Source organism: Pseudomonas sp. B2M1-30, assembly GCF_025447575.1.
Taxonomy (GTDB): Bacteria; Pseudomonadota; Gammaproteobacteria; order Pseudomonadales; family Pseudomonadaceae; genus Aquipseudomonas; species Aquipseudomonas botevensis.
Window position 1 is genome coordinate 597,591 of sequence record NZ_JAOEJT010000001.1, and the last position, 10,765, is coordinate 608,355.

The following is a 10,765-nucleotide window of genomic DNA, read 5'->3' on the forward strand; positions in this document are numbered from 1 at the left end:
AGCCTGTTCATGAAAAAGGCATCGTGGTTTGAATTGTTATAATGTAACATCAAATTCAATCACCACAATGGATCTCATCATGAATGCGCTGACGCTGCCGGATATCGCCGCGCAAGCCACCCGCCAATCCCTGCCACTCGAATGGGTGGGTATGCGTGGCATTGCTCTGCCCGTTTCAATCGAGGGTCAACGCCTGGTTGCCAAGGCCGATGCGGGCGTCAGTCTTGATGATGGAGAGGCCCGGGGCATTCATATGTCTCGGCTGTATCTGGCTCTGGAAATGCTGGAGCGGCAGAACCTTTCACCGACTCTTCTGTATCAGGTTTTGCAGGAATTCCTGCGGAGCCATGAAAGCTTGTCCACCAGCGCCTACCTGAATATCCATACCGATCTGCTGCTAAAACAGCCGGCACTCATCAGCCCGCTCAGCGGCTGGAAAACTTATCCGGTCACGATTGCGGCCAGCCTGAAAAACAAAGTGTTCCACGTGGAACTGAAAATCGATGTGGAATATTCCTCAACCTGCCCTTGCTCGGCGGCTCTGGCGCGGCAGTTGATTCAGCAGCAATTCATCGATGATTTCGCCAATAAGCCACTGCAGCATGCCGACGTTCTGAACTGGCTCGGCTCGACTCAAGGCATCGTCGCAACTCCCCACAGCCAACGCAGCACTGCACAACTGCACGTTCATCTGGATGAGTTCGTCGATGCGTTGCCCCTCAATGCCATCATCAACGACGCCGAAGCCGCCCTCGGCACGGCTGTGCAAACCGCTGTAAAACGCGCCGATGAACAAGCCTTCGCTCTGGCCAACGGACAGAACCTGATGTTCTGCGAAGACGCAGCCCGTCGACTGAACCTGGCGCTGCGTCGCACGCCAGGTATCTGCCAATTCCACCTGCGAGTGATCCACGCCGAAAGCCTCCACGCGCACGATGCCCTGGCGGAAAGCACCTGGACTCGGGAATTACCATGATCCGGTGCCAAGCCTTGAGTTGGGGAGCACCCGGCCAGCCCCTCACCCCGCCCTTGAATCTGCGTCTGGACAGCGGAAGCCTGACGGCCATCGTCGGCCCGAACGGCTGTGGCAAAAGCAGCCTGCTGAAAGTCATCGCCGGGTTGCAGAAGCCGCTGTCCGGCAAAGCCAGTCTTAGTGTGCCCCGTCAAAGTGGCCTGTCGTTCCTGCCGCAACAACAGCATCTGGATCGACAATTCCCGATCAACCTGCAAGAACTGGTCGCCGCAGGATTCTGGGGACGTCGACTGTCGAGGCGGTTGCGTACTCAACGTTTGGCCGCCGCGCTGGAAGACTGGCACCTGAGCGGACTCGAAAAGCGTCCGCTGATGGCCCTCTCTGGCGGGGAACTGCAACGTGCCCTGCTCGCCCGATTGAGCCTCGCCGACGCGCCCGTCCTGCTGCTCGACGAGCCGGACGCAGCGCTCGATGAGCTCGGTCAGTCGCTGCTCTGGCAACACCTTCAGGCGTGGCACTCACAAGGCCGGACTCTGCTCGTCGTGTGTCATGACCTGCCCGCCGTCCGCCAGCACATCCCGCAAACCCTGTTGTTCAAAAGCGGCGACTGCATGTTTGGCGCCAGCACCGAACTGCTCCAACCCACACCTGACGCACGGGTGGCCTGATGCTCACCCTCATGCATTTCTGGCAACCGTTTCACGAATTCGTGTTCATGCGACGGGCATTACTGGGAGGCCTGCTGCTGGCTTGCAGCACGGCACCACTCGGGGTGTTTCTGATCCTCAGGCGCATGAGCCTGATCGGCGATGCGGTCGCCCACGGCATTCTGCCCGGCGCCGCATTGGGTTTCTGGTTCGCCGGTCTGAGCCTGCCGGCGCTGACCTTCGGCGGCCTCGGCGCGGGTCTCGGTATGGCCGGACTCGCCGCGTGGATCACCCGCAGCACCGGCTTGCGTGAAGACGCCAGCCTGGCGGCGATCTATCCAATCTCCCTGGCGAGCGGCGTGCTGATTCTGGGTATCGCCGGCAAGCGCCTGGACCTGTTGCACTTGCTGTTCGGCTCGGCGCTGGCCGTCGACGGTCCCACCCTGAATGGCATGCTGTGGGTCTCAGCCATCAGCCTGAGCGCCATGGCACTGATCTACAAACCGCTGCTGCTCGACACCCTCGATCCCCTTTTCCTGCGTACCGTCAGCCGCCTCGGCCCGATCGCCCACGGCGTGTTCCTGACCCTGGTGGTGCTCAATCTGGTGATCGGTTTCCAGGCCATCGGAGCGCTGATGGTGGTCGGACTGATGATGCTGCCCGCCATCGCCTCACGCTTCTGGAGCCGGCGCTTGCCGGTCCTGATCGCCATCGCCGGGCTGATCGGCTGCCTGTCGGTATGGCTCGGTCTGTTGCTGTCGTTCTACTACTCGTTGCCCAGCGGCCCAGCGATCGTGCTGGTCGCCGGCATCGGCTATCTGCTGTCCGTGGTGTTCGGGCCGGTGCACGGCTTGCTGCGCCGCCCACCCTTGCTCACATCCCCATGAGGTGTTTCCCGATGCGCGCTCTACTCGTGCTGTTCAGCCTGTTGCTGTCGATGTCATTGTCGGCGGCGGAAAAACTGCCGGTGGTCACCAGCTTCAGCATTCTTTCCGACATGGTGCATCAGGTCGGCGGCGAGCATATCCAGATCACCAACATGGTCGGTCCCGACGCCGATGCCCACACCTACGAGCCAACACCGGATGACGCCAAGGCCCTGCTCAAGGCGAAGCTGATCGTCAAAAACGGCCTGGGCTTCGAGCCGTGGCTGGATCGGCTGGTGACCAGCACCGACACCAAAGCCACGGTGATCAGCGCCAGCCACGGAGTGATTCCTCGCGCGCTGGACGAGGACGGCGAAACCGTTCCTGATCCGCACGCGTGGCACAACCTGGCGAACACTGAGCTGTACATCGCCAACATCACCAAGGCACTGATCGCCGCCGACCCGGCCAACCAGGCCGACTACGAACGCAACAGCAAAGCCTATCTGAAACAGATCTACGCCCTGCTCGCCGAAGCCAAGGCCAAGCTCGGTTCCCTCCCCGCCGGCAATCGCAAGATCGTCACCAGCCACGATGCCTTCGGTTATCTCGGCCAGGCCTACGGGATCGACTTCATGGCGCCACAAGGGCTGTCGACCGAACGCGAGCCGTCCGCCAGCGAAGTCGCCGCACTGATCACGCAGATCCGCCAGGCCAAGGTCAAAGCGGTGTTCATGGAAAACATCAAGGACGCGCGCCTGCTCAAGCAGATCGCCGACGAAAGCGGCGCGAAGATCGGCGGCACACTGTACTCCGACGCCCTCGCCGCCAGCGGCCCGGCCAGCACCTTCACCGGGCTGTTCGAATACAACCTCAACACCCTCTACAACGCGCTGAGCCAACCATGATCCGCAAGAATCCTTCCGGCGATCTGCCGCAAATTGCCGAGTCTGCCTACGTCGATAAAACCGCGATCATCTGCGGCAAAGTGGTGATCGGCGAGAACGTGTTCGTCGGTCCCTACGCGGTGATCCGTGCCGACGAAGTGGACGCTTCGGGCACGATGGAGCCCATCATCATCGGCGCCAATTCGAACATCCAGGACGGCGTGGTGATTCACTCCAAGTCCGGCGCGGCGGTGACCATCGGCGAGTTCAGCTCCATCGCCCACCGCTCGATCGTGCACGGCCCATGCACCGTCGGTGACCGGGTGTTCATCGGCTTCAACAGCGTGCTGTTCAACTGCGCGGTGGGCGATGGTTGCGTGGTGCGCCACAACTCGGTGGTCGATGGCCGGGATTTGCCGGATGCGTTCTACGTGCCCTCCACCACCCGGATCGGCCCGAACACCGATCTCTCGCAATTCCCACCGGTGAGCGTCAGCGCTTCGGAGTTTTCCGAGGACGTGGCACGCACCAACGTCGATCTGGTGCGCGGCTACAAGGCCCTGCAGAACGAGTTCTGAATCATGAGCAGTGTGTTGATTCGCAATGCGCGCCTGGTAAATGAGGGACGCGAGTTCGATGGCGATCTGCTGGTCAGCCATGGGCGCATCGTCAAGATCGCCCGTAGCATCGAGGGCGAAAACGCCACCCTGGAAATCGACGCCAACGGCCAATGGCTGTTGCCGGGGATGATCGACGATCAGGTGCATTTCCGGGAGCCGGGGTCGCCGGACAAGGGCAGCTTCTACACCGAGTCCCGCGCGGCGGTGGCGGGCGGCATCACCAGTTTCATGGACATGCCCAACACCCGACCGGCCACCCTCACCCTCGAAGCACTGGCCGATAAAAAACGTCGGGCGGCGATCAACTCGGTGGCCAATTACGGCTTTCACTTCGGTGTCAGCCAGGACAATCTCGACACCGTCGCGGCGCTCAATCCCTGTGAAGTGGCCGGCGTGAAAGTGTTCATGGGCGCGTCCACCGGCAACCTGCTGGTGGACGATCCGCAGATCCTCGAACGGCTGTTCGCCGAGGTGCCGACGATTTTGCTGGCCCATTGCGAACACACGCCCAGCATCGACGCCAATGCCGCCGAACTGCACGAACGGTTTGGCGAGCATCTGCCGGCGGACGCTCATGCGCTGATCCGCAATGCCGAAACCTGCTATCGCTCGTCCTCCCTGGCGGTGGATCTGGCCCGGCGTCACGGCACTCGCCTGCACGTCCTGCACCTGACCACCGCTCACGAACTCGCACTGTTCGAGGACAAGCCACTGGCGCAAAAACGCATCACTGCCGAGGTGTGTCTGCACCATTTGTTATTCGATGATCGCGACTATCCGGCCCTCGGCAACCTGATCAAATGCAACCCGGCGATCAAGCAGCAGCATGACCGTGACGCGTTACGTGAGGCATTGCTGAGCAATCGACTGGACGTCATTGGTAGCGATCACGCCCCCCACACCTGGGCGGAAAAACAGCGCCCGTATGCTCAGGCGCCGTCCGGCCTGCCGTTGGTGCAACACGCCCTGCCGGCGCTGTTGGAACTGGTGGCCGACGGTGTGCTGCCAATCGCCACGCTGGTGGCGAAGACCAGCCATCGCGTGGCGGATCTGTTTGCGATTCCGGATCGTGGGTATTTGCGGGAAGGGTATTGGGCGGATCTGGTGTTGGTGGAGGCGCAGCCGCTGGATGTGTCACGTCAGCCGATCCTGTCGCAATGCGGATGGACGCCGTTTGCCGGTCGCCGCTTTCGCCATCGGGTGAAGACGACGCTGGTGTCGGGGCAAGTGGCCTGGCATGACAACCGGATTCATGACGGATGTCAGGGATTGCCATTGCGGTTTATGCGCTGACGCCTTGGCGGGCGAGCCCGGCTCCCACGGGATCTGGATAAACCAGAGATTTCCCGTGGGTGTCGGGCTGGCTCGCGAAGCGTTTAAGCGCGCGGTTTGACCGCGCCGCAATCCTGACCCAACCACACCGCGCGGGTTTCCAGACTGCCCTTCTGATTGATCCCGATGGCATTGAACGTGCCGTTGGCAACCGTGGTGAATTCACGGTCACTCAGGAACGTCGCGACCCCCGTTCCCTGCGCCCGTGGGCAACTGAAGCGGAATTTCCACTGGTTGCCGCTACGCTCGGTGATCTGCTGTTTGCAGCCCGATTGCGGATCGGCCAGCGGGATGTCATTGGTTGCCACTTGCTGCGGCGTCAGACAGGCACGGATGCCCTTGCCGCCGATGTTGATCCCCTGCTTCTCCAGCTCCGCGCGCTGCTGCGGAGTGATCTGGCCCTGAATCTGGCCGAGAATCGATTGCACGTCCATCGCCTGGTCATCGACCTTTACGTTGCTGGAAGTCATTTCCCACAATCCCGGCTGCAGCATTTGCGCCTGAGCAACCCACGGCAAGGCCAACCCCAGGCCCAGCGCCAAACCCAGCAGACGAACGTTCATTGAAAAACTCCTGATCAGTTGTGGCCGTTAGACGCCGGCCGCTTGTTTCGGTTCATGGCCGGCGTTCGTGGCTGAAAAACAAATAGCGACAATCGCATAAGAACATGGTCTGTTAAGCATTGAATCTTCAGGAGCAAGGTTGCCCCATGGATTATTTCGGACCGCACATTTTCGGTTATCTGATCGCCCTGATACACACGCTAGGCTCGATCGCCGCGATCCATGCGGTGCTGACCGTACGCACCGCCCAAGGCTCGATCGCCTGGGCGCTGTCGCTGATCTTCATTCCCTACCTGACGCTCATTCCGTATCTGGTGTTCGGGCGCAGTACCTTCGATGGTTACATCAAGGCCCGGCGCCAGGCCAACGAGCACATGCGCCAGGCAATCTCCGAACTCAACTGGCGACCCTGGGTGGAAGAAGCCCTGACCGCCCGCGCATCGAACGCCTACGACTCATTACGCGCGATGCCCAAGCTGGGACGCATGCCGTGCCTGGCAAACAACGAAGTGCAGTTGCTGGTGAACGGTTCCGCAACGTTCGAAGCGATTTTCAACGCCATCAGTCAGGCGCGGGAAGCGGTGCTGATCCAGTTTTTCATCATCCATGACGACCGCCTCGGCCAGCGCCTGCGCGATCTTCTGCTGAAGAAGGCCGCCGAGGGCGTGGCCATCCATCTGCTCTACGACCGCATCGGCAGCCATGCCCTGCCCCACAGCTACGTGCAGAGCCTGCGCGATGCCGGGGTCGAGGTCAAAGCCTTTGCCACCCGCAGCGGCTGGCTCAATCGTTTCCAGGTGAATTTCCGCAACCACCGCAAGATCGTCGTGGTCGACGGGCTGGTCGGGTTTGTCGGCGGCCATAACGTCGGCGACGAATACATGGGCGAGAAACCACCGCTGGCGCCATGGCGCGACACCCATGTGCTAGTGCGCGGCCCGGTGGTGGCGTGCATGCAGGAGTCATTCGCCGAAGACTGGTTCTGGGCTGCCCGTTCGTTGCCGCCGCTGATCCTGCCAGACGCCTACCCCGAGGACGGCGTGCTCTGCCAGTTGCTCGCCAGCGGCCCGGCGGACGCCTACGAAACCTGCTCGCTGTTCTTTGTCGAAGCGATCCACGCCGCCAATGAACGGGTGTGGATCACCAGCCCCTATTTCATTCCCGACGAAGCCGTGTTTGCCGCTTTGCGCCTGGCGGTGCTGCGCGGTGTCGATGTGCGCCTGCTGCTGCCCTCGCGCCCGGATCACCGCATCGTCTATGCGGCCTCCAGCCTGTATGCGTTCGAAGCGGTACGCGCCGGGGTGCGGGTATTCCGCTATGAACCGGGGTTCCTGCATCAGAAAGTGGTGTTGATCGACAACGAGATCAGCGCGATTGGCAGCGCCAACCTGGACAACCGTTCGTTCCGGCTGAATTTTGAAGTGATGTTGCTGACTGTCGACAGCGAGTTCGCCCGCCACGTGGAACAGATGCTCAGCGAAGACTTCGCCCAAGCCTACGAAATCGCCAAAGAAGAAAGCCGGGAGATCCACCGCCTGCAACAGGTCGGCATGCGGATCGCCCGGCTCATTTCACCGATTCTCTAAGGGTTGTAGATGTCGTCGCGGGTCCACGGCAGTTCATGGCTGCCATCCGGATGGGCTTTCACCGCGAGGATCTGGTGCAGATTGATCCAGCCGTGGGCAAACGCGTAGGCGCAACCGGCCAGGTACAGGCGCCAGATACGCAGTGCCTGTTCCGGAACCATTTTCCCGGCGGCCTCGAGATTATCTTCAAGCCGTTCGCTCCAATGATCGAGCGTGCGCGCGTAATGCAGGCGCAAGCTCTCGACGTCGACGATTTCCAGACCCGCTTCACTGATGGCCGCCGAAATCATCGACAGGTGCGGCAACTCACCGTTGGGGAACACGTACTTCTCGATGAAATCCCCGGCGCCGCGTCCCACCGGGCGGCCATCGGTGTGCTTGGCGGTGATGCCGTGATTCATGACCAGCCCGCCGTCCTTCACCGCACCGAACAGAATCCGGGTGTATTCGGGGAGGTTGGCGTGGCCGACGTGCTCGAACATGCCGACGCTCACCACTTTGTCGAACCGACCGTCTTGCGGCAGATCGCGATAGTCGAGCAGTTGCAGTTCAACCTGATCTTCCAGGCCTTCGGTTTTCACCCGTTCCCGGGCCAGCGCCAGTTGCTCCTTGCTCAGGGTGATGCCAAACACTTTGGCGCCAAACTCGCGCGCAGCGAAGCGGGCCAATCCACCCCAACCGCAGCCGACATCCAGCAGGTATTCACCAGGCTGCAGGCGCAGCTTGCGACACAGATGGCGGAACTTGGCTTCCTGAGCCTGCTCGAGAGACTCACTGCCGGTCTCGAAATACGCGCAGGAATACACCATGTTGCTGTCCAGCCATAGCTGGTAGAACTCGTTGGACAGGTCGTAGTGATAGGAAATCGCCTTGGCATCAGTCGCCTTGTCGTGCAGCGTTCGCACCGGCTGGCTGTCTTCATCTTCATCGAGCAGCGCGGTGCTCAATTCATCACAGACCCGGATGACTTCGCTGATCGAACCTTCCAGTTCGACTTTGCCCTCGACGAATGCGCCCCCCAGCGCATCAAGACTTGGATGGGTGAGCTGAGCCACCATCTGTGGATCCTTAACCACGATGGTAACGCTGGGCTCCGGCCCGAGATCGAATTCATGGCCGTCCCAGAGTCGCAGGCGAAGCGGCAGCTGCAGATTCTGTAAGGCCGGTGGAAGTTGCGCGAGCATGGAATATCCCCCTGGTTTCAGACGTCTGATCTGAGGGTAGACCATCCTTGAAAAAATAGCAGGCTATCGATTTGATAAGCCTTTTCTATGGTTCCAGACGCTCCGCCAGGCCATCCTGCAGCCACTGTTTAAGCCAGGTCACGGCCAAAAGCGATGCACCCTCTCCATAGATGACTGCCAATTCCGCGCACAATTCCGCAAAAGTGAAGCTCTGGTTGAACATCAGATTCAGCGCATCGGCCTGCGCCGATTCCAGGCTGCGGAAATGGCACACGAGATCGGCACGCCAGATCACGCAGACTTCGGGCGCATCCAGCAGCCGGCTGTGCGGAAAATCGGTTTCTTCCTTGACCGAGCGCCATACGGCGAGGGTATTGAAGCGACACTCGAGCCACTGGACCGACGGTGTAGGCTTGATACGCAACGCCGGCCATTCGTGCGGGGCGAGAGTTGCCATCGTATCGATGGTCAGGGGCATGCCGGCGGGCGCATCGAACGCCAGAGTGAAAGCCCATTCCAGTACCGCCAGCTCGGCCAGGGCGGCACCTTGTTCCGGCACCAGATAGCGGTGGACGAAGTCACCGACTCCCTTGCCCAGCCAGCGCAGGCTGTAATGCACCGACGGACTCTGTCGGATGTACGTTGTCATGAGTTGATCGAACTCATCGTCACCCAACCAGTACCGAATGGCCGGATAGTCGTGACGCAACACTTCAAGCAAGCGACTGTGATAAGCGTTGTGGTAGATCGCCAATCCGGTGCCGACGTCCAGCGTCGGGCCACCGATCAGGCTGTCGCTCAACAGCGGATTGGCCGCCGACGACGGATCCAGCAGGAAAGCCTCGAACGCCAGTTGCCACTCATTCAGGCGCATTCCAGCCTCCCGGCCAACACCGCGTTGCCCAATTCCCGGGCTTTTTGCAGCTCATCAAGCAGCGCTTCAAAGGGTGGGAAATGATCGTCGCGCTCGAGCAACGTGGCCACCGCACCCAGATGTTCCAGGGTTCTTTGGTACAGCCTCCAGACCGGGTCGGACACCGGCTGGTCATGGGTATCGATCACGTAGTCGCCATAATCACTGTGGCCGGCCAGGTGCAACTGGCGCACTTGGCGCGCGGGCAGACTCTGGATGAACGTCCATGGATCAAATCCGTGATTGCGCGAACTGACGTAGACATTGTTGACGTCGAGCAGCAGCTCGCAGCCGGTCTCGCGGGTCAGCGCCGCGAGGAATTCCCACTCGGTGAAGTCATCCCCCGCAGCACGCACATAGCTGGAAACGTTCTCCAGCACGAGCGGCCGCTGCAGCACGTCTTGCACTTGACGGACACGGGCGGCGACGTGCGCGAGGCTTTCGTCGGTGTAAGGCAGCGGCAGCAAGTCATGCAGTTGATGGGCGTTGCCGCGACTCCAGCACAAGTGATCGGAAACCCATTCGGGTTTGATTCGTTCGGCCAGCCGTTTGAGTTGGTTCAGGTATTCGGGATCGAGGGCGTGCGGCCCGCCGATGGACAAGGACACACCGTGCATCACCAGCGGATAGCGTTCGGCGATTGCGTCCAGGTAGTACAAGGCCTTGCCGCCCTGCACCATGAAATTCTCGGAGACCACTTCGAACCAGTCCACCGCCGGCGACTGTTCAAGGATCTGTTGGTAGTACTCGCTTCTCAGGCCCAGGCCGTAACCCGGAAATGGCAGAAGTGCATTCATTGCGGACTCCTTGCAAAGAGGCCGCAGTGGTAGTCACCACTGCGGCCGCATTCGAGGCGGTTATTCGCCGACCTTGCCGCCTTCTTTCATGCACTGTTCCTGAGTCATGGCCTTGAAACCCTGACCTTTGCAAGCGCCCAGGCCTTTGCAAGCGTGATCCTTGGTTTTGCAATCGTTCTGGCCTTTGCACGAGGTCACGCCGTAGCAGTGAACCTTGGCGCCGGCATCGGCGGCCTGTGCCTGGGTGGCGACGCCGGCAAACAGGGTGGCAGCAGCGAGAGCGAGAGCAGCACCGGCAGAGGCGGTTTTGACGTTCATTTTTGTATCCTCGATTATCAACAGGGGTGTCGGCTGGAAGGTTGTTCAGTCCCGACACGCCACTAGAGATCGTCATCTG

General features: G+C 60.9%; 12 protein-coding genes. 7 read left to right on the forward strand and 5 right to left on the reverse strand.

Translation table 11 applies throughout. The features are described from left to right. Positions 1-79 precede the first annotated feature (79 nt). From folE2 to N8H74_RS02790, 6 genes are read left to right on the forward strand one after another with little or no spacing between them, the layout of a single operon-like run. The gene (gene folE2, locus N8H74_RS02765; RefSeq protein WP_262146245.1) at positions 80-976 is read left to right on the forward strand and encodes a GTP cyclohydrolase FolE2; all 897 of its coding nucleotides are present in this window, start codon (positions 80-82) and stop codon (positions 974-976) included. After that, positions 973-1,641, forward strand: coding sequence for an ATP-binding cassette domain-containing protein (locus N8H74_RS02770; protein WP_262146097.1), 669 nt, complete (start codon positions 973-975; stop codon positions 1,639-1,641). The genes folE2 and N8H74_RS02770 overlap by 4 nt, the downstream gene beginning before the upstream one ends. After that, entirely contained in the window at positions 1,641-2,507 is an 867-nt protein-coding gene (locus N8H74_RS02775; RefSeq protein WP_262146098.1) for a metal ABC transporter permease, read from the forward strand. The genes N8H74_RS02770 and N8H74_RS02775 overlap by 1 nt, the downstream gene beginning before the upstream one ends. An 11-nt stretch (positions 2,508-2,518) precedes the next feature. Further along, positions 2,519-3,394, forward strand: a complete 876-nt coding sequence (locus N8H74_RS02780; protein ID WP_262146099.1) for a metal ABC transporter substrate-binding protein — start codon at positions 2,519-2,521, stop codon at positions 3,392-3,394. After that, on the forward strand, positions 3,391-3,951 hold the full coding sequence (locus tag N8H74_RS02785) for a DapH/DapD/GlmU-related protein (RefSeq protein WP_262146100.1): 561 nt from the start codon (positions 3,391-3,393) through the stop codon (positions 3,949-3,951). Before N8H74_RS02780 ends, N8H74_RS02785 begins: the two co-directional genes overlap by 4 nt. Before the next feature lie 3 nt (positions 3,952-3,954). Next, complete coding sequence (locus N8H74_RS02790; RefSeq protein ID WP_262146101.1) at positions 3,955-5,286, forward strand: dihydroorotase; 1,332 nt, start codon at positions 3,955-3,957, stop codon at positions 5,284-5,286. Between the two features lie 83 nt (positions 5,287-5,369). On the opposite strand, the gene N8H74_RS02795 is transcribed toward N8H74_RS02790, so the two are convergent. Continuing rightward, positions 5,370-5,888: a DUF3617 domain-containing protein gene (locus N8H74_RS02795; protein WP_262146102.1), complete on the reverse strand. Its 519-nt coding sequence runs from the start codon at positions 5,886-5,888 to the stop codon at positions 5,370-5,372. A 146-nt stretch (positions 5,889-6,034) separates the two neighbouring features. Here N8H74_RS02795 and cls point away from each other — a divergent pair, with 146 nt between their 5' ends. Then, positions 6,035-7,474, forward strand: a complete 1,440-nt coding sequence (gene cls / locus N8H74_RS02800; RefSeq protein ID WP_262146105.1) for a cardiolipin synthase — start codon at positions 6,035-6,037, stop codon at positions 7,472-7,474. Here the strand turns inward: cls and cfaB are convergent. The 4 genes from cfaB to N8H74_RS02820 all read right to left on the reverse strand — a co-directional run bounded on the left by cfaB (position 7,471) and on the right by N8H74_RS02820 (position 10,686). After that, positions 7,471-8,658 carry a C17 cyclopropane fatty acid synthase CfaB gene (gene cfaB, locus N8H74_RS02805; RefSeq protein ID WP_262146106.1) on the reverse strand — a complete coding sequence of 396 codons (1,188 nt, stop codon included), beginning with the start codon at positions 8,656-8,658 and terminating at the stop codon, positions 7,471-7,473. The genes cls and cfaB overlap by 4 nt on opposite strands. An 85-nt stretch (positions 8,659-8,743) precedes the next feature. Further along, on the reverse strand, positions 8,744-9,532 hold the full coding sequence (locus N8H74_RS02810) for a DNA-binding domain-containing protein (RefSeq protein ID WP_262146107.1): 789 nt from the start codon (positions 9,530-9,532) through the stop codon (positions 8,744-8,746). Then, entirely contained in the window at positions 9,523-10,368 is an 846-nt protein-coding gene (locus N8H74_RS02815; protein WP_262146108.1) for a DUF692 domain-containing protein, read from the reverse strand. The genes N8H74_RS02810 and N8H74_RS02815 overlap by 10 nt, the downstream gene beginning before the upstream one ends. 60 nt (positions 10,369-10,428) lie before the next feature. After that, positions 10,429-10,686 carry a hypothetical protein gene (locus N8H74_RS02820; protein WP_262146109.1) on the reverse strand — a complete coding sequence of 86 codons (258 nt, stop codon included), beginning with the start codon at positions 10,684-10,686 and terminating at the stop codon, positions 10,429-10,431. Between the last annotated feature and the right edge of the window lie 79 nt (positions 10,687-10,765).

What these genes read in the sequence shown, in the direction of transcription:
- folE2 (WP_262146245.1), top strand. Translation starts at nt 80, where the DNA reads ATGAATGCGCTGACGCTGCCGGATATCGCCGCGCAAGCCACCCGCCAA.
- N8H74_RS02770 (WP_262146097.1), top strand. Translation starts at nt 973, where the DNA reads ATGATCCGGTGCCAAGCCTTGAGTTGGGGAGCACCCGGCCAGCCCCTC.
- N8H74_RS02775 (WP_262146098.1), top strand. Translation starts at nt 1,641, where the DNA reads ATGCTCACCCTCATGCATTTCTGGCAACCGTTTCACGAATTCGTGTTC.
- N8H74_RS02780 (WP_262146099.1), top strand. Translation starts at nt 2,519, where the DNA reads ATGCGCGCTCTACTCGTGCTGTTCAGCCTGTTGCTGTCGATGTCATTG.
- N8H74_RS02785 (WP_262146100.1), top strand. Translation starts at nt 3,391, where the DNA reads ATGATCCGCAAGAATCCTTCCGGCGATCTGCCGCAAATTGCCGAGTCT.
- N8H74_RS02790 (WP_262146101.1), top strand. Translation starts at nt 3,955, where the DNA reads ATGAGCAGTGTGTTGATTCGCAATGCGCGCCTGGTAAATGAGGGACGC.
- N8H74_RS02795 (WP_262146102.1), bottom strand. Translation starts at nt 5,888, where the DNA reads ATGAACGTTCGTCTGCTGGGTTTGGCGCTGGGCCTGGGGTTGGCCTTG.
- cls (WP_262146105.1), top strand. Translation starts at nt 6,035, where the DNA reads ATGGATTATTTCGGACCGCACATTTTCGGTTATCTGATCGCCCTGATA.
- cfaB (WP_262146106.1), bottom strand. Translation starts at nt 8,658, where the DNA reads ATGCTCGCGCAACTTCCACCGGCCTTACAGAATCTGCAGCTGCCGCTT.
- N8H74_RS02810 (WP_262146107.1), bottom strand. Translation starts at nt 9,532, where the DNA reads ATGCGCCTGAATGAGTGGCAACTGGCGTTCGAGGCTTTCCTGCTGGAT.
- N8H74_RS02815 (WP_262146108.1), bottom strand. Translation starts at nt 10,368, where the DNA reads ATGAATGCACTTCTGCCATTTCCGGGTTACGGCCTGGGCCTGAGAAGC.
- N8H74_RS02820 (WP_262146109.1), bottom strand. Translation starts at nt 10,686, where the DNA reads ATGAACGTCAAAACCGCCTCTGCCGGTGCTGCTCTCGCTCTCGCTGCT.